Genomic DNA, 22,731 nt, shown 5'->3' on the forward strand with positions numbered 1-22,731 from the left:
ATGTGGACTTAAATCATCGAAAATTTGCATAATTGAAAAATTATAAAAATATGGTTATTTTAAAGGATTGGTTTTAGAATATTATGCGAAAATGAAAGGGTAAATTTATATTACATGTACTGAACAACAGTATAGAAATTTTTTGAATACGTATCTAAAAATTCTTTAAGCGACCAGGGAATTACCATCTGAAAATATAAAAATAACAAAATAGAGAGATATTTTATTGGAATTAGATTAATTTATCAAAGAAGTGATTCTTTAATTTGCTTTATGGCCTCATCTTTTCCTTTGAAATCATGGAAGGTCATAAATTTGCCCTTTTCCAGTTCTTTATAGTGCTGGAAGAAATGCTTTATCTTATCTTTAACGGCATCAGGGACATCCTTTATGTCAGTGTATTCTTTAGACATCGGGTCCACCTTATCCAGTGGTACCGCTATAACCTTATTGTCAGAACCTTCCTCATCGCTCATTTCAGCTATGCCGATAGCCCTGCATTTAACTATGGCACCAGAAGGCATAGGTACAGATGAAATAACAAGGACATCAAGCGGATCCTCATCCTTTGCTTTTGTGTTAAGCACAAACCCGTAATTTGTCGGGTATACCATTGATGTAAAAAGTATTCGATCTAAAACTATATTTTCTACATCAAATTTATATTCAAGCTTTGTGTTTCCTCCCTGGGGAATTTCTATAAAGACATAGAAAGAGTCAGGGAAATTTTCTGTCTGCACATTAAATTTCATATTTTGTTATTGCTCTATTTAATATAAATATTATCTAAATTTTAGGATTTTCGTAATTGACCATGCCATCATTTTAATTATTTTTCAGTGAGGTATCAGATTCCAAACCTATGCCGGTCATTGATTGTCTGCCCCATTGGGATGTGGATACAGAAAATTGCTGTACTTTTAGATATTTTTCTATACACCCCAATTGTTATCCGGGCTATTGTATTGCAAATCCAGTATTTCCAGAACCGCCATAACGAATTCAGATTTATTACATACAGTCAATGACTGCCATAGTTCCAAACAAAAAAATTATATTCACATTTAATATATATTTTAATGGATGATTTTGAAAACGCATATGCTTATAATAAAGAATTGAAATTTGACCAGGTGAAACGTATTTTATTCGGTGAGTGGCAATCTATGCGCGTTGGCGAACAATTAAAAGAAATAGAAAAGAAAAATACCCTAATTGTAACTGATCCTAATGTTTACAAATTCGGGTTACTGAACGACATTGAAACATCACTTTCCAAATTTCAGATAAAGTACGAAGTTTATGATAAAATTTCCAATGAACCTACAATGGAGAACATCGTGAATGCGGTGGAATTTGCGAGAAGCAATGGAAAATTTGACTCGGTAGTTGCAGTAGGTGGAGGAAGTGTCCTTGATACCAGCAAGATGGTGGCATCTATGGTAACCAATAAGGGAGAGCCTGCGGAATACTTAACGCCGGTCGAGGATAAATTTAAAAATCCGGGGCTTCCCAAGATTCTGATACCCACAACTGGCGGTACAGGAAGCGAAGTTTCAAACATGTCCGTTGTTATAAACAGGGAATCTATGTATAAAACATGGGCGGCCAGCAGCAACCTTCTTGCAGATACTGCAATAGTAGATCCTGTACTGAATGTCAGCGCACCACCACGGACTACTGCAGCGAGTGGGATGGATGCCCTTGCGCACAATATAGAGGGGTTAATCAGCAAAGAGGCTAATCCTATTTCTGATGGCATGGCCACAAAGGCTGCGTCATTAATTTTTAGAAATTTACGGACAGCCTACAATGACCCTTCTAATATGGAGGCAAGATCGGCAATGTCAATGTCCGCTATGCTTGGTGGAATGGTGATCACTTTCCCGTGGGTAGCCGGCCCGGCGGTTCTCGGGCATTGCCTTGGCGAAGCTTTTGGGCCAAAATATGGAGCAATTCACGGCGTTGCAGTAGGCATGGCACTGCCATACATACTGGATTTCAACATATCTGCTGCCTATAACAAGATAGGCTCACTGGCCAGAATATTCAATATACGTTATAAAGGAGAATCGGCAAGGGCCGTAGCATCAAAAATTCCACCGGCAATAATCCAGCTGCTTGAAGACCTGGAAATGCCTACAACGCTGAAGGATATAAATTTCCCAGCATCTGATATTGAAAAATTTGGTGATTATATATTTTCATCAAGGCAGAAACTCTACGATCTCCCCAGATTTAATCCCAGGAGGCTCACAAAAGAAAATTCTATCAGGCTAATACAGAATATGTATGATGGTACACTGGAAAACCAGGTAAGGTAATTACTATGGAAACATATAAAATGTTTATTGGCGGTGAATGGGTAGAATCATCAGAGAACCAGGTTCTGAAAGTACTGAATCCATCTACAGGATTGCCTGTTGCCAGTGTCCAATCCGCATCCAGAGATGATGTCGGGAAAGCTATAGACGCAGCAAGAAACTCATTTGACTCAGGAATCTGGAGCAGGGCCACCCCCGGAGACAGGTCAAATGTCCTTCTAAAAGTGGCGGATCTTATAGAGAAGAACCAGGATAAATTTATTAAAGTTGAAACTGAGAACTCCGGAAAAAGTATAAAACAGATATCCGGTTATGATATTCCATATACTGTAGACAACATACGCTTCCTAGCAGGTGCCTGCAGGACGCTTGAAGGGAAAGCAATGAATGAATATGTTGCAGATGGGACAAGTGCAATAAGGCGTGAGCCCATAGGGGCTATTGGCATTATAACACCATGGAATTATCCATTAATGATGGTTGTTTGGAGAGCTTTTCCTGCCCTTGCAATGGGCAATTCTGTCGTGGTAAAACCGGCTAGCTATACACCACTGACAACACTTATGCTTGCGGATATACTGAAAGAAGCAGGAGTTCCGGATGGGGTATTCAATGTGATTACTGGGCCAGGCAGCTCTGTCGGGGAGGAAATGGCAAAAAGCGAAAAGCTGGACATGATAGCATTTACCGGTAGCACAGAGGTTGGAAAACGCCTGTCAGTACTTGCTGCTTCCAATTTAAAAAAAGTTTCACTGGAACTTGGGGGAAAAGCACCGTTTATAGTTTTCAAAGATGCCAATATAGATGCTGCGGTTGAAAGTGCCATTGTAGGCGGATTGGTAAACAACGGCCAGGATTGTGCAAACTCAACAAGGTATTATATACAGGAAGAGGTGTTCGATAAATTCGTTTCCCTGTTGAAAAAAAGGATACAGAAATTAAGAATTGGAGACCCCATGGACCCGTCAACTGATATGGGGCCATTAATATCTGAAACCCAGAGAGAAAGGGTTGAAGGATATATAGAAAAAGGGATTAAAGAAGGCGGAAAATTGCTTTCAGGTGGAGAGAGGCCTGAGATACCGGGCCACAAAAAAGGTTATTACATAAACCCTGCACTTATTTACACAGAGAATGAGGATTCTGCAATTGTAAAAGAGGAGATATTTGGCCCGGTATTTACCATATTAAAATTTAAAGACTATAATGATGCAATAAGAAGAAGCAACGACGTTACCTATGGGCTCGGGTCCTCTGTATGGACATCGGATATTACCACAGCCATGAGAGCAACAAGGGATTTAAGATTCGGAACAGTCTGGGTCAATGAACATGTTGTGGTGCCTTCTGAAATGCCATGGGCAGGATATAAGGAAAGTGGTCATGGAGCATCCTTATCACCCTATTCTCTAGAGGAATTTACATATATAAAACATGTATACTTCGATCTAACAGGGAAAGTAAGAAAAGACTGGTATGATCAAATATTCAAAGGATAATAATATATTAATCCGTGGTAATTACCTCGGAAAAATCTTCTGACCCTGCATTCTTCAGGTCTTTTCTCTTATTTTTATACAGGTATAATCCAAATATAAACGCACCCAGAACCCATAATCCAGCCAGAATAGGCGATAGGATATAAGGCCACGTCAGTTCATCAAATGCAAATATGATAATTGGGATTAGGATTATAAGGGAGGCTAAGGGTATTATTGCATCCTTGACAATACTATACTTAATTTTATTGTCTTTCCTTGCATATCTTATATAAGCAAGGCTTGACATTGCATGTGCCGATACCAGTCCTATCCCCGCCATGGCTCCTGTTATAATTGCGGCGTTAAATGGTCCGAATGGAAATGACAATCCCATGGAAACAATAAGTGCTATAATGGATACGAGAATGACCGCACGGTATGGTGTTTTATATTTTTTATGAGTGACTGCGAACCACCTGGGAAAAACTCCATCACGTGCCATGGCATAGATAACTCTGGACTGCACTATAGGATTCGCAACAGTGTATGCAATGTAGCCATTAAGTATGAAGAACAGGAGTATTATCTCTCCTGGAAGTCCGAAGAACCTATGCCATATAATTAATCCCGGATCAGGCGATGTTGCATAGCTAGTCATGCTGGTAGGTCCCCATGCTATTGTCAGGGCATACATGGCTGAAATAAGTGTTGCTCCTGCAAGTATTGCTGCTATTATTATGGCCCTTGGAATATTGAGTTTAGACTGTTTTGTTTCCTCGCTGATGCCAATAACTGTACCTAGCCCACCATAAGCTTCTATGCCGTATAACAGCGCAAAGATAAATGGAATTACATTAATCCCTGAAAGGGAAAACACGCTTAAAGTATTTGCAGGCCCCATTGTAAATATAATATACCAGCTTGTTGACAGAAGGAATATAACCTCAACTGTGGCAGTAATAAGTAGATAAACCAGGGAGGGCTTTATGCCGAAATAGTTAAACAGTAATCCGGTTGCGAAGGGAATAAGTATCAATGGCACCCAGATGAATGGTATTGAAGATATTGCAGGACTCAATAGGAATATGACTGACGCAAAACCTAGAAGGCCGAAACTTGGATAAATTATCATTTCATCAAGAAGGTATATCCAGCCATTCATAAACCCATAAAAGCCGCCCATTCCGTGTCCACCAATTGCATAATACCCTCCAGCATGTGAAACCCTCTGGCTAAATCTATAATTGGTATTGACCATTAAGAGATAAATGACCCATGATAATAACACAGCCAGAGGCGATGCTCCAAGTGCAAAAAGTGCAACACCTGTAAGCAATATTCCGATATCTCCTGAGGGTGCAACATGTGTATATGCCTGAAAAACAGCATGCCATTTTCCTACTGCACCTTTTTTCAGTTGAAATTTAGATTCAAGTACAGGTTCATTAGTATCCATTCGAATATAATTTTTAATTATATATAAACATTGACAAAAACATATTAGAAATTGTTAAGTCTTAGCATACATAGTATGTCAAAACGTTTAAATTGTTATGAATCACAGATATGAAATGCGCGATGAATCTTTCTTTTTATCCTGCAACATATAATCAATTGTTTATGCTTAATCAACAGAGGAGGTTGAGGAATTTCTGATCTAGATATTGTGTAAGTATAATATTTTTAAGGTCAATTAATCAGGAATTATTCAGCTCTTTCTGTGCAAGCATTTTCTTAAGCTTTTCATTTCCAGCCTTCATCTTCCTTATATCAGTACCTATCCTTGCCGCATCAGGCCTAATGCTATCCAATCTAAATACACCATAACTCTTTTTATTTATCCTGCATTTTCAATCTATTTAATTATTGCAAGTTTTTCTTCTATGTTCCATTCTCTTCTTCCAACATTATATACCATGATCCTCCCTGGCTGATATTATATATTCTGTTAACATAAGATTACCACTATCGTGTGGCTTTATATCCCCATTCAGGGACATGACACTTGCTATCATATATTGGCTCCGGTTGATATGCACTACTATTTTTATTATCCATTTAAATGTTAATTTAATAAACACTGGTGGATAATTGATTTTACAATAAGGGGCATGTCTACTATCACTGATTAAATAACCGTTCAAAATTGTCTAAATCTCCATAGGATTCCAGAGTAACCCATTCAAAATTTTTTAAATCGATTTCAGTATCTACTATAAGCCTAAAGTATTCTTTTGCCATGAATTCTGGAACGATAAAATTTAATAATAACTTATCTTCACTTTCATACATAAATGTAAAATTTGATGTTATATTATTCTTTATGACGTTTGATGCAAACAGCACCAATATACTTTCGTCTATACTGGTTTCATATATGTGGTCAGTGTCTGATATAACTTTAATGCCTTCAACCTCACCCAGATTACTATCAGAATAAAGGATAATCCTGAACTTCCCACCTTTGGTGATGTTGTCTACGTACTGAATTACTGTATTAGTGCCTTTCAATACTTTGATTATCTGGTACTGCGAGAATTCAGACATAGGAAGGCTTATGGTGATACTTTTAAGTGGAATCCCCATATTCTTCATAAAATCATAAAAGCCCATGGATGGCTTAAAGGTTAGTTTTTCAATGTTTACCTGCATATAGTTATACTTGCTCAATAAATTAGAAAAATCTGTCTCAGAGTTTGTATGCATAAAACCTTGTAATTTCAATTTGCCAGATTCAATACCAGCATAACTGATTACCAGCCCGGTTATGCTATCAAGGTCTCCTAAAAATCCTGATAAGTAAGGATCTTGAATTTTTTCACTGTAAAAATAATAACGCGCCTTCTCTTCTATATCAACCAGTTGAAAGAACGGTTTTAAGGCTGTAATATCATCTGATTTCGGGATAAAAAGATTAAAAAGGAAATCATGGCCATCCCTAATAAGGCTGCCCGCACCGTTATACCCGGTTGCACGGAACAATGCTATTTGCCGGGAGTTAAAATTTATAGAAATATCAAAATATTTTGAAAGCTTTTGATCAAAATTAACCGGTTTCATTAATTTCTATAACATATGAATATATAAAAATATTCTTTTAATGGCTAAATTATCAGCCTTAAAATTGCTAGGCCGTGTAAACGCTTCTGGAATCCGCCAAATTAAATGAATACAAACCTACATAGAATTTTTGAAGGCAGGATCGTCCATTGATGATGCACGTGGGGTTTTATTTAACCAGAATACCGGCATGAGAAGTGTGAACTGAAAAAACGCCCAGAACGCAGTAATATATGAAAAGGTGTTGTGCTGTAAAATGAGATAAATTGCAGCAAGAGGCAGGAGGATTAGAATTGTGAACTGTGGCCAGAAACGGTACAGAGGAATGTTTCCGCCTGTTCTGGCTGTTGTAAATGGTTTGGATTTTTTCAGTAACACACTGATTGAAGTAGAAATGCTCAGAGGGAATATCAGGAGATTTGCGGCCATATTATAGAAGACAAACCTTAATGGTGCCTTTTTAGATACCTGGGAAAGGGTAAATGTTGTCATGAGAAGTATGGTATATGGCAACCAGGCAAGAAGGTAAAGAAGACTGTTTATTGTCAGAACCCGTATTCCAACAATTTCAAGTATCGGAGAAAGGAGGAAAATTAGATAAAACCAGCCGAAGATATACCATGTTGATGTTGCAAACCAGTCTAATTTCTGTTTCGGCGAAAATTTTCTGCTTAAAAGGATTTTTTTGACAATTTTTGGCATTAAAGACAGCGAACCATACATCCATCTCCATTGCTGATTAATGTACCCCTGCATCGTTACCGGAGCCCGCCCAAACACTAACTTTTTATTGTAATATACACCGGTCCATCCATTTATTGCCATGTTAACAGATGTGGCTATATCTTCAACTATGTTATTCTCATCAAAATAACCTACTGACTTCAACGCATCTAGATTATACACTACATTTGTGCCACAGGAGAATAATGTGCCTGCTACACTTTTACCTTCCGTGAGTATGTCATAAAATATGAATTGCTGGGCCTGTGCTATCTCTGCTAGGATGCTTGAATCAATATTTGAGTATACCTGTGGAACCTGGATAAACCCTATTTTTGGATCCTTTGCCAGTACAGCTGTAGTCTCCCGTAGAAAATCAGGAGCCGGCGTCTGGTCTATATCAATTACTGCAACATATGGCACTTCCAGTGTTTTAAGGACATTATTCAATGCACCGGCCTTGTATCCATTTCTATTTTCACGGTGTATGTATTTCATCCCCAGTTTCCGGCATAAATCTATTATGGGAGCAGAATCGCCACGTGTTGAATCGTCAAGGACATATATATCAGAGTCTTCTCCCGCGTTGGAATAAATGGCTACCAGATTAGTAATTACCATTTCCTCTTCTTCATTGAAAATAGGTACAAGGACAGCTACTTTGCCACGAAGCCCAGGTACATAAGAATCATGTATTGTATCTGTATAGTCAGTAACACTACGGTGGAAGGATAGAAAGTATGTTATACTTTGAATCCCAAAAAACACGCTTGCAATCCAGAACCACGCGGTGAATATATAATCAAAAGTAGTGCCATTCTTTAAAACCAATGCCGAATATAAAGCTGAAGCAATACCGATGATTATGAAAACTATAGAGAGTATACTCATTATATTTACAAAAATAACAGTTCGTCTGCCCAGATTATCACCTTGTGCTTCTAAATAGGCTGTCATCTGAAGTGGGATTTTCTGGTGAGTTGCCTTCAATAGCTTCCTGATTTGATTTTGTTGCTTCCGGTTCTGGCATTTTAATATTGCTCAAAGGCACTATGCCGTCCGCAGTAATTTTAAAGTCAAATGGATTTGGATCGAAGGCAGTGCCCCTCATTTTTATTATGCTTCCGGTTCTGGTACTTATATCATTCTGCGGTCTATATTCAAGTTTTATAATGCCTGTGGTGTAATATTCTTCAATGCCAAAAATGCTTAAATTGCTATTCCTCAAACCACTTGTAATTAATATTGTGACTCCTTTGATCGCCATGCTATTTAAGAGGAGGTTAACAAAATCATCATCAGGTATAATAAGGAGCGTGATCGGGTCTATAACAACACGTTTAATATCTTTGGAAATAATAATTTTCTTTAGTTCTGTGACCAGTTTTGTGATAAATTTTCTGGAATCTGCTTTTCCCTGGGATATATCAGATTTCATTGACCGTATCTGGTCGGAAATCTCCATTACCTCTATTTTTCTATCTTTGTATGCCTCTGCAAATCCGATATTCATTGTACGTATATTATCAATAAATTGGTCAGGGAAAGTATCGGTAAGTATCATCAAACCCTTTTCACCGATACTGGCACCGTATGAGAGAAAGGTACTTGAGAGTGTTGTTTTACCCACACCGGGTTTGCCAGATATCATATACACATACCCGGGCCTGAGCCCTCCGGATAATTTCGCATCGAGGATAGGAATTCCAAATCTTGCACGGAAAGCATCCGGTGTGGCGATTTCTCTTGGGTCTGATATTATAATACCGTAAATGTTGCACATTTTTTTTACGTACTCGCCAAGTTCAATTTCACTTATTAAAATTTTTCTTGCAATGCCTGCATCTGTAGCCTGGGAATTAAAAACCATGATATCATTCGTTGTGATATCTGAATTTGCAAGCTTTACGGCGATTTTATCTTCCCCTGAAGCAATTATATAATCAAATTTATAACTTAATCCAGATGCACCCTGAACTGCCATTCCCCCAACTACCTTAACTTTGTGTATATCAAATTGAAATTTTTGCAAGGCAATTTGCGCCAGGATATCATCATCCAGTTTTATCAATAGGTGTCCTATTTCAAATAGGCATATAAATTTTTTTAAAAAACATAGATAAATATCATTAAATAACCCTGTATTATCAAAGAAAATCTCTTATAAATATTTTAGATTCATAAAGTTTATAAACCAGGTAATCCATTCGTCTCGAAATTTCGATATTGTTTCTATCGAATAAAATTTTTAATATAAAACTATATTAACTATGGAAATCCTGATTTTAAATATTCCATCATTTAGTTGGGCTGGTTTTGGAAGAAGTAGAAATTATTCTTCCCCTAATTTCATCAGCATCTGCCCGTAAATATACCCGTTGTGTTGGAATTGATTTTAATCACATTATCCAGATGATAGGTAAAATATATATCTACAATATCATTTTTTTCAGATATAACTGTAAATTTATTTAAATATGCTCTCTTTACAATTATATGCCGGAGGAATTTTTGCCGGTATATGCAATATAATCATTGTCTATAAGTTATTTTGATATAGAAACTGCATTATGCACTGAAACAGGTATATAGAATTGACACTGCTATACCGTGTATAATATAAACCTTCAGGTAGTATCAGAAAAATCAAATAAATTCTATAATAAACAGGAATGAACTAATGACTATTGACTGTTATAGTCAAAAGCAAAAAATAGATATAGGTATGTAGCTTTTACGCTTATGGAAGTGAAAGTTAAGAGCGAGATGGATGTGGACAGAGGGCTTTGCGACTATTGCGGAGCCTGCGTTGGAATGTGCCCCACAGACGCGATTAATTTAGATGAGACCGTAATAGCTATAAATGAGGATAAATGCATAAAATGCGAATTTTGTGTAATTGGATGCCCTACCGGGGCAATATCAGCGGAGTGGTTCCATGCTAAACTATGATGTTCTTGTAATAGGTGCAGGTCCAGCAGGAAGTTCTGCTGCAAGATATGCATCAAGATACGGATTGAAAACGTTGCTTGTTGAAAAAAGGCCAGACATAGGGTCACCGGTAAGATGCGGTGAAGGAATTTCAAAAGCATGGATGCCAGAAGTAGATATAAAGCCGGAAGCACACTGGATATCAGACGAAGTCAAAGGAGCGCGTATATATGGCCCGTCGGAAAAAAAGCCTATTATGCTTACCGCCGAGAGTGCAGGGAATGAGGTTGGATTTGTTGTTGAGAGAGATAAATTTGACAAGCATATTGCCACACTTGCAGCAACTGAAGGAGCAGATATATGGATAAAATCTCCTGCTATGTCTGTCATAAAAGAGGGGAACAGGGTTGTTGGCGCAAAGATAAGGCACAACGGGGAAGAAGTTGAAGTACGTGCAAAGATGGTAATAGCAGCAGATGGATTTGAAAGTGAATTCTCAAGGTGGGCTGGATTAAAATCACCTATTTTGAAGAAGAATGATATAATATCTGCACTGGAATACAGGATGGAAAACGTTGATTCTAATGAGGATTTCACAGACTTCTATCTTGGCTCTATAGCACCAGCAGGATACCTCTGGGTATTTCCAAAGGGTCCGCATGAAGCTAATGTTGGAATCGGCGTAACAATAACAATGATGAAAGACAGGCTTGACGTGAAAAACTATCTTGATTCCTGGATTAAATCACATCCTGCATATAGCAAGGGTAGAATAATCCAGCAGATAAGTGGCGGAGTTTCAGTTAATAAGGTAAAGGATAAGATGAGCCTTCCGGGTCTTCTTGCAATAGGAGACGCAGCAAGGCTTATAGATCCTATTACCGGTGGCGGTATAGCCAACGGAATGATATCCGGAAAGTTTGCAGCCCAGGTCTCAAAGAAAGCGATTGATGAAAATGATTTTTCAGAAGAAATGATGAAGAATTACGATCTCATGGTAAAGGACAAATTCGAGAGGAAGCATCTGAGAAACTGGTTTGCAAAGGAAAAATTGGGTACACTTTCAGATGAGACACTGGACAAGCTTGTTGACGTTGTTGCTGACGTGAAAATGACAAGTATATCTGTTGAAGAAATATTGAAAGGAGTTCAACTGAAATATCCTGAACTTGTTTCACAGCTGGAAGACCTGATTTAAATTAATCTTTTGTTTCTAATTTTTCTTTTAATATTGATGTTACATATTTTTCTGCAACTTTGAAATTAAGTTTTGGAGGCATAGGAGTTTCATTTGTTTCAGTCACAACATCAAGTACTGCCGGCCCATCGCATTTAAAAAATTTATCAATCCCTGCATCCAGTGCTTCGACGGTATCAACTCTTATTCCTGTAATGCCAATTGATTCTGCAAGCTTTGCGAAATCTGGATTATATAAGTCCACGCCGTATTCCGGATATCCCATTACCTCCTCCTCAAGTTTAATCATGCCCAGTATGCTGTTATCATACACTATTAATTTAACCGGCAGATTATACTTTTTGATAGTAATCAATTCCATTACCGTCATTGCAAAGCTGCCATCGCCTATCAGTCCACAAATTTTTTTCCCTGATGCAAAGGCAAGACCTACTGATCCGGGAATTCCGGAACCCATGGTTCCTAACCAGGATGAAAAATAAAACTTATTGTTGTTCCCAGCATTAAGAAAACGGTTTGACCACAGGGTTACATTGCCCGTATCTGTAATTATTATTGCATCGTCTTCAATTTTCTTTGATATTTTATCTGTTAAGAGTTCAGCCCTTATGGGATTTTTATGGTTGCTCGCGAGCCTGACCATATCTTCCGACCATTTTGCCTTTTCATCCTGCATTTCCTGATAGAATTTTTTATCTTTTTCATTTACATTGATATTATCAAGGAAATATTTTATATCGCATAGATAAGAATAATTTGCCTTCATTATTTTATTCAAATCATCTATATTTGTATTCACCTGAATATTGTCTACATTTTTCAAAAACTGTGTATACGGGAATATGGTACCCAGGAATATTATTAAATCTGATTTTTCTATTGCTTTGATAGATGGCTTTGTACCCAGAAGTCCGATGCCCCCCATCACTTTTTTATCCGTATCGTTGAACACACCCTTGCCGTTCAATGAATATATTATCGGAGCTCCTATCTTTTCGGCAAATTCGTCTATTTCTCCGCGATAGTTTCTGGAACCGCCACCAATCATTATAACCGGTTTATTTCTATTATTAATCAAATTTACAGCCTCATCCAGGCCGCCCGGGTTATAATTTACCGGATTTATGTAATATGATAGGTCCTCCTCTTTGCATGATTCCATTAAAATATCTACAGGCATATCAATATGCCCTACACCTTTCTTCGTTATAGCCTCTCTGCAGGCCTTCCATATTAAATAATGTGCATTGTCCGGTGTTATAATTCTTGCATTGAAGACAGAAACGTCATCAAATAATTTAACCAGGTTTACTTCCTGAAAATAATCATGATGCAACAGTTCTGTTTCCACCTGGCCTGTTAAAGCTATTACAGGAACATGCTGCGTTTTTGCATCATATAATCCATTTAGCAGATGTATTGAACCAGGGCCAGAAGTTCCCATACATGCTGCCAAATTCCCCGTATATTTTGATTCATATGAAGCACTGAGGGCACCGCCTTCTTCATGCCTTACCTGAACATATTTTATATCTTTATTTCTCCGTATTGCATCGATTATAGGATTTAGAGAATCCCCTGGAATTGCATATATTCTTTTTACACCGAAGTTTACGAGTGTTTTAATTATGACATCGGCTACAGTTGGCATAATATATTAATAATTTTATCTTTTATAAATCCTTGTGTTTAATACATTTATTAACTTCTTAACGGGAATCTCCATGATACGGGTAGGACTGGCAAATGGTATCGGCAGTGTTATAGTATATCCGGTTAGCACAATGGGTGCTATTTAATATTTTAGAATTATGTTTCCGTTTTATTTAACTGGTTTGCTACCAGGTACACAGTTTCATACCCGGTTCCATTGTACATTTTAATGAACATACAAGGCATACAAGTTATTTGCTTATGTGTTTCTGGCATAAAAAAATAAATTTTAATTTTATAACATTTTTGATTCCAGGTCATCGAGGCTGAAATTCCCGCCTTTGAGCTGGGTTTTTAGCATTTTCTTGAAATTTCTGTTCTTTTTTATGCTTTTCATGTTTTTCTTCATGGCGTTATATTCTTTAAGCAACTGGCGCACGTTTTTCTCACCCTGCCCGGAGCCAGCAGCAATTCTTTTGATACGTTTTGCATTCAATACATCCGGGTTTTCCAGTTCATAAAATGTCATTGAATCGAGTATTACACGGTAAAGCCTTAATTTCTCATCTGCCTGGTCCAGCTGTGATTCGTCAAGTTTGTTGCCTCCTGGCATTTTTCCAAGTGGGAGTGCTCCAAAGAATTTCTTAAGCAACCCTGGCTTGGCAAATTTCTCCCAGACATCATACATATCCTTTAAATCAAATTTCCCTGACATGAGTTTATCCAGTGAGGCTTCAGCTTCTTCTTCAGTTATGTTTGTTTCCTTTACTACTTCCATAAGGGCATCTATATCACCCATACCCAGTAGCCTTGACAGGAACTTTTTCGGATTAAATATCTGGATATCATCCATGTGTTCCCCGGTTCCAATAAAATAGACAGGTGATTGTATATCGGCGACAGCACTCAGCGCACCACCAGCCTTTCCAGTACCATCCATCTTTGTAATAATTACTCCATCTATGTTTACAGCATCGTGCAGGGTTTTTGCCTGAGGGCCAGCCTGCTGGCCAAGTGTTGCGTCTATAACAAAAAGCACCGTATCAGGATTGATTTTTTCCTTAATTTCATGTACTTCGTCTATCAATTCCTGGTCCAGTGAATCCCTGCCGCTGGTATCGATAATCTTTATTTTGAAGTCTTCAAGTTCCTTTATGCCGTTTCGAACTATTTTAAGGGCGTTTTTTTCTTCCTTTTCACCATAAAATCCACAGTTTACATCCCCGGAAATCTGCTGGAGTTGTTCAAATGCACCTGGCCTGTGGACATCAGCAGCTATCAGACCCGTGGATAAGCCTTTCTTCATAAAAAGTCTGGCAAGTTTTCCTGCTGTTGTTGTTTTACCGTTTCCATACAAACCCACAAGCATAATTGTCTGGGGCTTAAGATCGAAATTTGAATCTGTGCCGAGTATTTTTAGAAGCTCTTCGTAGATAACACGTATAATATAATCCTGCGCTGTCATGCCTGCAGGCGGCTTTTCATTTAACGCCCTTTCCTGAACTGTATTGGTTAACTTTAATACGAGTTTAACATTCACATCAGCTTTTAATAAAGCTCTTTGAATTTCTTTTGTGACCTCCTTTATAGTGTCCTTGTCAATAAAACTTGAACCGGAGATTTTACGCATAATGCTCTTAAGTGACTCTGATAAATTGTCTAGAACCATAAGCAAACATCAAAATATATTATTTAATTTTTTGTAAAATTCTATAGAGAATATAATTCAATACTCTCTCCATCTATGCCCGCAGGACTCACATGTATAAAACTTTGTTTCAGGTTCATCTGCAGAACGTGTTTGCTTGAGGAGATAATAGGCTCCTGTATGATGGCATACCGGGCACACGGCATCGCTATCAAGTGGTTCCGCGTTTACTTCCTTGGCTACCATTATAATTTCTTTATCTGAACTCTTTGATATAATTTTCTGGTCAGCTGTTCCTGCTTTTGGAATTTCATTGCCACAACTATTGCAGATATATTTATCCCTTGAGGGTGTCATCAGTGCACCGCATTTAGAACAGAACATATATACCTTATTTCAAAACGATATTTAAATATTGTTTGTTGCTGGATTTCTATGGATAACTATCTTATGCATACTCTTTTTATTTCAATATGCCTGTAACATTACAATTTGATTTAGATACCTTTAATAATAAATTTAACGATTCCTGATTATGAATGCAGAGGAAATATTGAAAAAATACAGGGATATCGCTGTCGTAGGTATTTCTGATAAGCCCGATAGGGCCAGCTATCAGGTTTCAAAGTACCTCATGGGAAATGGATATAACATAATTCCGGTTAATCCTGTGCTGGAACACTGGGAAGGAAAAAAGGTTTATAAGGATGTAAAGTCCATTGAGGGAAACGTGGATGTTGTCGATATATTCCGCAAACCTGAATTTGTTGAAGAAATAGTGAAAGATGCAAAGGGGAAAGCCAGGGTCATATGGATGCAGGAAGGAATAGTAAATGAAGATGCAAAAAAACTTGCAATAGATATGGGAATGGAAGTTATAATGGATAAATGCATGAAGAAAGAACATCAAAAATTAAATAAATAATAGAAATACTGGATTAAGCTGGGATAGCCTAGCCCGGTAAGACGGTAGATTCGAAATCTACTGCTAGAAATAGCTCGGGAGTTCAAATCTCCCTCCCAGCGCTTTTAAATTTCTAGTAAATATATATACAGCATAATCATATTTAACTATGAAATCGAATATTGTTATAGCAGGTGTTGGAAAGGGAATGGGTAGTTCTCTCGCATATTATCTCAAAGGTGGAGACTACAACGTTTTTCTAATATCCCGTGGAAGCAATGTAAGAGAAGTTGCCGGTAAAACTGAATGCGAGTTTTATAATGCAGATTTGAATTCATATCCACAATGCGTGGAAGCCATTAAGGCAGCGGATCGATCAATGGGAGGCATAGATGCGGTTATCAATGTAGCAGGAAATTATTATTCAAATAAAAGTATTGAAGAAACAGAGCCAGAAATGTTCATGGAGGCTATTTTGAATAATGCTAGGACATTTTACAACATTGCCCGTGCAGCAATTCCTTTGCTTAAACGGCAAAAACATGGCTCCATAATAGGATTTTCCGCGTCAGAAAATGTGTATTATAATTCAAATCCTGGGTATGCAGCAGGAAAGGGGGCAGTTTATTACATGGTAAAAAGCCTCGCCAGGGAACTTATTAAATATAACATAAAAGTAAATGGTGTTGCTCCGGGATTCATTGGAAAAGATGATGATGAAATGAAATCAAATATAGAACTTGGAATAACCCGGAGATATCCACCAGATGATATTAACAGAACTATAGAATTTCTGATCAACTCTGAAATGGTCACAGGAGAGATTATACCAGTAGCCGGGGGCCATGACATAAATTTGAATTCTGGCATATAAATGTATAATTACAGTAAAGGGTTTAATAACACAGTATTTCCTGTTATATTACACAATCAAATCAATGAATATATTTATTAAAATATTTTGTGCATTTATGTAAAAGTTAATCAAAATTTTAACCTCTATGTCTATTTGCGGTTCCTTGTTTTCCGAATTTTTTTAGATTTTGAAGAACACGAAACCGGGAGATTCATACCCGATAATTATTCTTTTGCTCATATTGTGTATACCGCTTAAATTACATCTATATTAGTGCCACGGGCAAGCACTGGAGTTGTGGACATATATTTACTCAACTGCGGGCTTATCCGTACTCGCGAGCTTTAATAGAATTTCCCTCTCTGTGATTGTGCCTGTACATTTTCCTGACCCGTCAACAATTGAGAGGATATTTACATTATTTTCCTTGAGAATTCTGACAGCGTCTGTTACCTCATCATTAACACTTATGTTGACAACTTTTTCAAGATGCATCTGATTTACTTTCCCACGATCGATGGCGTCTTTAGGGAGGAGAAGTATGTCGATTACATACAAAGTTCCAACAGGCTTCATGTTCCCATCAAGAACTATTGCATAGGGTATGTTTTTAGAAAGTAGTTTTTCCAGAGCAGCCCTTAATGGATCGTTAATTCCAACAATTACATCAAGTCCAGGGATTCTTGCGTCCATAACCTTTATGTTCATTAGATTTTCAGCAAGTATTTTTCCTTCTTTGCTTATATCCATCATATCATCCGATGTTTTCAATGTAATTGCTTTTACTTCGGACAATATAAATCCTACCACAATCCAGACCAGAAATAGTAATGTGTACCATGATACAGTAGAATATGCTGAATAGACAAGCACTATAGAGCTGATAATAGCTGCAACCAGGGCGAGTATTACCTCTTTAAAATCTTTTATGTAAGAGTATATGCCTTTTTGTGTACGTGATATCAGCCTTCTTCCACGCCTTAGCCCTATTCTGATAAGGGAGAAATTGGCACTGACGTGTATAAATAATCCCCCAAGGGCAGATATTGTTCCAAGTAATATAAAAGCGGTTTCTACTGTTATGTAATGCATAATAAGCAATGGAAGTGCAACCATTATAGCGCTCACTGCGAAACTGGCAACAATAGGATTGTCTTTTACTTTTTTTGCGAAAATAGAGGGGAAAGATTTATCATATCCCATTCTGAAAAATGTACGGGATGCTGCAGAGCCGAATGAAAGTATAGCTAATATAGCATCGTTGATGGTTGCAATTGCTACAGCATAGTATAGGTATATTCCGTATTTTCCGAAATTGTGCAGGATAATACCTATAACCGGCAATTTATCACTTGTAGGGATAATGATGTTATTCTGCAGAATGAGATTGGCAAATGCATAGATCATCAATGTTGCCAGGGTGCCACCGATTAGTATAACAGATATAACGCTACGCCCTACAACTTTCTTCGGATTGGACACCTCGCCTGATACCGGTGCTATGGAACCATACCCTGTAGGAATTCCCATGGCAAATAATATCCCGAGGGCAAAATCGCCACCGCTGATGTGGTATACGGCTGGATTTGGAATGTATGCAGCACCCTTTGTCACTACAAATGATATTACTACTATAGCCAGCATGAGAGATATTTCAATTGCTACGGCATAGAGTGCATATCTGGAAGAAAGCTTTATTCCTACAATAAGGAATGTAATAGAGGGAATTATTATGAGAAGAAAGGCATAATACTCTGAAATGCCCAGTACGGTGACAATTATAAATATTGCACCGGTAAGATAAGCAAGGGCGTATAGGATAGAATAGAAGATGTACATCCACCCTGTATCAAACCCTATTCTTGCAGATAATGCCTGAAAAGCGTATGTGTAATATCCACCAGATGACGAAAATCTTTTGGATAATTGTGTTACAACGAGCCCGTTTACAAGCACCAGGAGCATACCAATGACCATGACTATTGGAGCGTCATATCCCACCAGTGTTATTACGAAGGCAGCATATGTGAGTATACTTAAAAGTGGAGACATGCCGCCGAATGAAAGGAAGAAAACATCCTTGAAAGTTAAGTGCCTTGTAAGTTCACCGTTTTGCGGTGACGTTTCTGTCATCCGTTCATAAGTATATCAATGTTATAAAAGTTTATCTTTTACAGAAATAAAATTCATTAATTAAATTAAAGCTTTAAAATATCTTTTATAGTGGCCTTAAGGAACTCGTTGTCTGTTATATCTTCAATATATCCTGTAAAGCCATTTATGATCATATCAGTTGCTTCCGCCTCGCTCAATCCCCTGGATCTCAGGTAGAATATCTGCTCCGGGTCAAGGCTGGATATTGATGATGAGTGCTTTGACTTTGTATCGTTGTTTTTAATCAATAATGCTGGCTTTGAGTTTCCCTTTCCGTTTTCGGACATAAGCAATATGGCTGAACCATAAAATCCAGATGATTTTACACCTTCAGGCTCTATATCTATATTTCCCCTATGCATGGTGGAACTCCTATCCAGAACAACGCCCTTTATATTTATATCACAGTTTGAATACTTTCCGTACTGCACACTTGAGTCCCATATATCCATTTCCTGGTCACCCCTTGAAACATTGACTCCATATGATTTCATTGTTGTGTTGTCGTACATTTCACTTTCGTGGTTATAAAAGACCTTGTTTGCGCCTGCGTTAACATCTATTATCCTGATTTCTGAATCACGGTAAAGAACCGGTCTTACATAGGTTAAGTTGACTGTATCTTCCCCCTCATCCTGGACATAGTTGTATTTCACATGGGAACCTTCCCCGCAGAATATGTATATATTCCTTCCATGGACGCCATTTCCCTTATTGTGTTTCTTATATACATCTGTGATCTCAACCGATGCATTTTTTCCAACTATGATAACATTTTTGAAGGCAAATGACGCATTGGAATCCTGTATTGATTCTATCTTCACATCGTTGGTGGTATTATCAGGGAAATGTATAAAGTATCCGTTTTCATAGGAAAAATTGATCAGGTATTCCCGATTATATTTGCCTAACTGCTGGTCAACATACTTTTTGAACAGGTCCTTTTTCTCCTCAAATGCAGTTTTCATATTTGAAATATATACTTCCTTTTTTTGCCTGCTTATAATAAAATCAGAATCGGTTACAACGAGATCATAATTGCTATCAATTTTTTCTTCTTTTTTGATAGAAACTGAGAGCTCACCATATGCCATCCTTTCAAGGTCTTTTTCAGTAATATTTACATAAGTTTTTTTGTCCGGGCTTTCCTTGTAAGGCGGGTCTGGATATTTTAAATAATAAATATAAGCCTGTTTTCTATATTCGATGTCAAAATCTCTAAATCTTTGATTTAATGTTTCTAAATAATTCTCTATCATGTTAATCACCGGTATAAATTAAAAAAATGGTTTATCCCACAGCTCCCATTTTTGACATTTCGAGTTTTACGAGCCTGTTCATTTCCACGGCAAACTCCATAGGGATTTCCTTCATAATATCATCCATAAACCCTAGAACTATCATGGATGAAGCTTCATCTTCGCTCAATCCCCTGGATCTCAGGTATGTAAGCTCATCTGTACCTATCTTTCCTACAGTAGCTTCATGGCTGAATTCTGCTGTTGGCTCATATATCTCATCATAGGGATATGTGTAGTTCTTGGAATCGCTATTTATCAACAGTGCATCACACTGTACATGGCTTTTAGCGCGCTTTGCACCTTCATTCATCCTTACAAGGCCCCTATAGGCGGTAAGCCCGTTATCAAGGCTGATAGATTTAGATACTATTCTGGATGTGGTATCCGGTGCCAGGTGCAATGCCTTTCCTCCTGCATCCTTGAATGTGTCCTTCGTTGCAAGGGTTATCTGGAGATTTGATGTGGATGCGCCCCTCCCCCTGAGGTATGATGATGGATATATCATGGTTACTTTGGATCCCAGTTCACCTGTTACCCAGTCCATATGGGCATTTTCATCAACCCATGCCCTTTTGACAGGGAGGTTGTATACACTATCGGACCAGTTCTGTACACTTGTGTACTTTACATCAGAATTCTTCCTGGCGTATATTTCCACTATTGCGGTGTGCAATGAACTTGTGTTGTATTTGGGAGCAGTGCAGTTATGGACTGCGAATCCTTTTACCAGATAGGAATCGTCTGTTTCTACTTCCATATTGTATACAATGTCGTCATATACTTCGGCTTCCATTTTCTTTATGGGAACATAATAGTAGTTATCCTTATGCCTTACCCTGCTGAATTTTATATTCTCTGTATACTCTACGATATATTGTTCCTTTCTTTTTATATTTCTACCCAGTATTACATCGTCTGAAGCTTTTCTTATCATTATGCTGGCAAATGTGTTATTTCTCGATAACATTTCCTGTAGCTGCAATGCAAGTATTTTACTAGCCGTGCCAGCACGGATCATTTTTGATTTGCCCTTTTTAATGTACACATTGCCATCGCCCTTCAGGTAATAATCGATCAATAGTTTCTGTTTTTCCGGTGGCAGTTTCATTATTTTTTCAGAGAATGCCTTTTTGTCCGCATACTTTCCAGCATTATTTAAGCAGAAGTCTATCAGTGTTTTTGAGTATGTCGATACTGTGTAATATTTTTTATCTGCTTTGAATATATTCGCCCGCTCGCCTTTCTCTTTTATGATATTATACAATTCATATGCAATTTTTTCTTCCTTTGCTGATAAACCGAATGAGAAAGACATCTGATATAAATTCAGAGATTTATTGAATGATATTGAACCTTCTGCGGTATAAAGGCCAAGGATTTTAAGCATATCCTCATCTATGGAAGCGTCATCTTCTGTTTCAACAGGCGATACGTAAACGATAAAGTCTCCTTCGCTCAATTCATCCATTCTTCTGTATTCGGGTATAGCTTCCATCAGCTTTTTTGTTGATATTTCGTAATGCCCATCCCTTATTCTTGACGTTACATCCTCTTTCTTTATACTTAGAACAGGATGTTCTGATGTTGCCCTGAAAGCATTTCCAGGTGATAATGGTGTTATTTTATACATCAAGCCACTGTATGGATGCACATATTTGCGTGTAATCTTTCTTTGATTGCCGGTGTTTGAGACTACTGAATCATCTGTCAATAGTTCATTTATTGGCACAAATTTATCGCCCTGGCTGATCAATTCATCCTCAGGCAGGCAGCCTTCGATATAATGGACTTTTGCACCCTCATCAGCTACAACTATAGTATGTTCAAACTGTCCGCTCTGTTCACCATTCATTCTAAAATATGTCTGCAATGGCATATCTATTGTAACGTTTTTCGGGACATAAAGGAATGACCCTCCTGACCATACAGCACCATTTAAAGCTGCGAATTTATTATCACTGGGTGGAATGGCCCTGCAATAGTAATCTTTCACAAGGTCAGGATGCTCCTGTACAGCGGTATCAAGATCGGTAAATATTACGCCTTTGTCTTCCCATTCCTTCCTCAGGCTGCCGTAAACGCCTTCACTATCATACTGGGCAACAGACCCTGCAAGATATTTCTGCTCCATCTGTGGTATGCCGAGTTTATTGAATGTTTCCTTGATTTTATCAGGCACGTCATCCCAGTTTTTGGCTTTTGTTTCCCCTGGCTTTGAGTAGTATGTTAATTCATCAAAGTTTATTCCTGATAGGTCTGGCCCCCATGTTGGCATTGGCTTCGACAGGAATATGTCAAGAGCTTTAAGCCTGCTCCTCCTCATCCAGTCAGGTTCATGCTTGATATCTGATATTTCTTCTACGGTCTTTCTATTCAAACCTGTTCCTGTTGAATAAACGGGATTTATTGTATCGTGGAATTCAAAATCTGACTTTTTGTTGTGCTTTAAACTTTCAGTAAGTTTTTCTATTTCTTCATCTTTATTGTAGTCTTCCATT

The 22,731-nt window shown here is 37.8% G+C and carries 17 protein-coding genes and 1 tRNA gene; 7 read left to right on the plus strand and 11 right to left on the minus strand.

All coding sequences use genetic code 11. The features are described from left to right. Positions 1 to 245 precede the first annotated feature (245 nt). Positions 246 to 752: an inorganic diphosphatase gene (locus tag FACI_RS00760; RefSeq protein WP_009886175.1), complete on the minus strand. Its 507-nt coding sequence runs from the start codon at positions 750 to 752 to the stop codon at positions 246 to 248. A 327-nt stretch (positions 753 to 1,079) separates the two neighbouring features. Here FACI_RS00760 and FACI_RS00765 point away from each other — a divergent pair, with 327 nt between their 5' ends. Next, positions 1,080 to 2,324 carry an iron-containing alcohol dehydrogenase gene (locus tag FACI_RS00765; RefSeq protein ID WP_009886176.1) on the plus strand — a complete coding sequence of 415 codons (1,245 nt, stop codon included), beginning with the start codon at positions 1,080 to 1,082 and terminating at the stop codon, positions 2,322 to 2,324. A 5-nt stretch (positions 2,325 to 2,329) separates the two neighbouring features. Continuing rightward, complete coding sequence (locus FACI_RS00770; protein ID WP_009886177.1) at positions 2,330 to 3,823, plus strand: aldehyde dehydrogenase family protein; 1,494 nt, start codon at positions 2,330 to 2,332, stop codon at positions 3,821 to 3,823. A gap of 7 nt (positions 3,824 to 3,830) precedes the next feature. Here FACI_RS00770 and FACI_RS00775 read toward each other — a convergent pair whose 3' ends face one another. The 4 genes from FACI_RS00775 to FACI_RS00790 form a co-directional block, all read right to left on the minus strand. Beyond that, positions 3,831 to 5,261 (minus strand): APC family permease, encoded by a 1,431-nt coding sequence (locus tag FACI_RS00775; protein ID WP_009886178.1) that lies wholly within the window; start codon positions 5,259 to 5,261, stop codon positions 3,831 to 3,833. Positions 5,262 to 5,926: 665 nt separating this feature from the next. After that, positions 5,927 to 6,865, minus strand: coding sequence for a hypothetical protein (locus FACI_RS00780; protein ID WP_009886181.1), 939 nt, complete (start codon positions 6,863 to 6,865; stop codon positions 5,927 to 5,929). Positions 6,866 to 6,982: 117 nt separating this feature from the next. Beyond that, on the minus strand, positions 6,983 to 8,479 hold the full coding sequence (locus FACI_RS00785; protein WP_187288954.1) for a glycosyltransferase family 2 protein: 1,497 nt from the start codon (positions 8,477 to 8,479) through the stop codon (positions 6,983 to 6,985). Positions 8,480 to 8,516: 37 nt separating this feature from the next. Next, a complete protein-coding gene (locus FACI_RS00790; protein WP_009886183.1) occupies positions 8,517 to 9,659 on the minus strand; it encodes an RAD55 family ATPase in 1,143 nt (380 codons plus the stop codon). 671 nt (positions 9,660 to 10,330) lie between these two features. On the opposite strand from FACI_RS00790, the gene FACI_RS00795 reads away from it, so the two are divergent. Both FACI_RS00795 and FACI_RS00800 read left to right on the plus strand, forming a co-directional pair. Then, positions 10,331 to 10,540 carry a DUF362 domain-containing protein gene (locus tag FACI_RS00795; RefSeq protein ID WP_009886184.1) on the plus strand — a complete coding sequence of 70 codons (210 nt, stop codon included), beginning with the start codon at positions 10,331 to 10,333 and terminating at the stop codon, positions 10,538 to 10,540. Then, a complete protein-coding gene (locus tag FACI_RS00800) occupies positions 10,527 to 11,717 on the plus strand; it encodes a digeranylgeranylglycerophospholipid reductase (RefSeq protein ID WP_009886185.1) in 1,191 nt (396 codons plus the stop codon). The genes FACI_RS00795 and FACI_RS00800 overlap by 14 nt, the downstream gene beginning before the upstream one ends. A 1-nt stretch (position 11,718) precedes the next feature. Here FACI_RS00800 and FACI_RS00805 read toward each other — a convergent pair whose 3' ends face one another. The 3 genes from FACI_RS00805 to FACI_RS00815 form a co-directional block, all read right to left on the minus strand. Continuing rightward, entirely contained in the window at positions 11,719 to 13,368 is a 1,650-nt protein-coding gene (locus tag FACI_RS00805) for a thiamine pyrophosphate-dependent enzyme (RefSeq protein ID WP_009886186.1), read from the minus strand. Positions 13,369 to 13,665: 297 nt separating this feature from the next. Beyond that, positions 13,666 to 15,039 carry a signal recognition particle protein Srp54 gene (locus tag FACI_RS00810; RefSeq protein WP_009886187.1) on the minus strand — a complete coding sequence of 458 codons (1,374 nt, stop codon included), beginning with the start codon at positions 15,037 to 15,039 and terminating at the stop codon, positions 13,666 to 13,668. A gap of 57 nt (positions 15,040 to 15,096) precedes the next feature. Continuing rightward, a complete protein-coding gene (locus FACI_RS00815) occupies positions 15,097 to 15,402 on the minus strand; it encodes a transcription factor S (protein ID WP_009886188.1) in 306 nt (101 codons plus the stop codon). Positions 15,403 to 15,553: 151 nt separating this feature from the next. Here FACI_RS00815 and FACI_RS00820 point away from each other — a divergent pair, with 151 nt between their 5' ends. The 3 genes from FACI_RS00820 (at position 15,554) to FACI_RS09710 (ending at position 16,796) form a co-directional block, all read left to right on the plus strand. Next, positions 15,554 to 15,943, plus strand: a complete 390-nt coding sequence (locus FACI_RS00820) for a CoA-binding protein (protein WP_009886189.1) — start codon at positions 15,554 to 15,556, stop codon at positions 15,941 to 15,943. A gap of 17 nt (positions 15,944 to 15,960) precedes the next feature. Further along, positions 15,961 to 16,044, plus strand: a tRNA-Ser gene (locus FACI_RS00825). A gap of 47 nt (positions 16,045 to 16,091) precedes the next feature. Further along, entirely contained in the window at positions 16,092 to 16,796 is a 705-nt protein-coding gene (locus FACI_RS09710; RefSeq protein WP_009886190.1) for an SDR family NAD(P)-dependent oxidoreductase, read from the plus strand. Between the two features lie 291 nt (positions 16,797 to 17,087). Here the strand turns inward: FACI_RS09710 and FACI_RS00835 are convergent, their stop codons facing one another. The 3 genes from FACI_RS00835 to FACI_RS10070 form a co-directional block, all read right to left on the minus strand. After that, positions 17,088 to 18,911, minus strand: a complete 1,824-nt coding sequence (locus FACI_RS00835) for an amino acid permease (protein WP_009886191.1) — start codon at positions 18,909 to 18,911, stop codon at positions 17,088 to 17,090. A 65-nt stretch (positions 18,912 to 18,976) separates the two neighbouring features. Continuing rightward, positions 18,977 to 20,191, minus strand: a complete 1,215-nt coding sequence (locus FACI_RS00840; RefSeq protein WP_009886192.1) for a SufD family Fe-S cluster assembly protein — start codon at positions 20,189 to 20,191, stop codon at positions 18,977 to 18,979. Positions 20,192 to 20,222: 31 nt separating this feature from the next. Next, complete coding sequence (locus tag FACI_RS10070; RefSeq protein WP_009886193.1) at positions 20,223 to 22,730, minus strand: SufD family Fe-S cluster assembly protein; 2,508 nt, start codon at positions 22,728 to 22,730, stop codon at positions 20,223 to 20,225. Between the last annotated feature and the right edge of the window lies 1 nt (position 22,731).

The sequence above is a fragment of the Ferroplasma acidarmanus Fer1 genome (assembly GCF_000152265.2).
Lineage (GTDB): Archaea > Thermoplasmatota > Thermoplasmata > Thermoplasmatales > Thermoplasmataceae > Ferroplasma > Ferroplasma acidiphilum.